Source organism: Nonomuraea sp. NPDC048916, assembly GCF_040649575.1.
Taxonomy (GTDB): Bacteria; Actinomycetota; Actinomycetes; order Streptosporangiales; family Streptosporangiaceae; genus Nonomuraea.
Map to the genome: position 1 here is coordinate 1 of NZ_JBEZFS010000175.1, position 588 is coordinate 588.

The 588-nt window shown below is 71.6% G+C and carries 1 protein-coding gene; it reads right to left on the bottom strand.

All coding sequences use genetic code 11. The features are described from left to right. On the bottom strand, positions 1 to 465 hold a 465-nt coding region (rimP, locus tag AB0C16_RS40295; RefSeq protein WP_357691442.1), incomplete at its 3' end, for a ribosome maturation factor RimP. Between the last annotated feature and the right edge of the window lie 123 nt (positions 466 to 588).

A 588-nucleotide genomic window follows, 5' to 3' on the forward strand; every position in this document is an offset into this window, starting at 1 on the left:
GATCTCCACGCGCGCCTTGGCGATCTCGTCGAAGGCCAGGCGGCGGGCGGTGGGCTTGCGGCCCTTGACGCCGGGCACTTCGAGGTCGAGCCCGTCCTCGTCGACGGTGAGGATGCGGGCGACCAGCTCACCGGATCCGTCGCCGGCCAGGTGGAACCTGGCCAGCCGGCCGATGGCGCGTACGTAGTGGCGGTGCTCGGTCAGCGGGCGGTCCGCGCCGGGGGAGCTGACTTCGAGGACGTACTCGTCGTCGCCCATCGCGTCGGTCTCGTCCAGCTTCGCGGAGATCGCGCGGCTCAGCTCCGCGCAGGCGTCCAGCTCCACGCCCTCCTCGGAGTCCACGATGATCCGCAGCACTCCCCGTCGGCCGGCCCGGGACACCTCGATCTCCTCGAGGTCCAGCTGCTGCGCGCTGACGAGCGGTTCCAGCAGCCCGCGCAGCCTCTCGCTCTGGGTGGTGCTCATCCGGGTGACTCCTCGGCCGCGTGTGCTGTTGTGGGGATCGTCGTGCGTCAGGTCAAAGGGTATCCGGTCGCCAGGGGTGTTGCCGTCCGCCTGCCGCTCGGCCGCGGGTACGCTCGCCTGCGG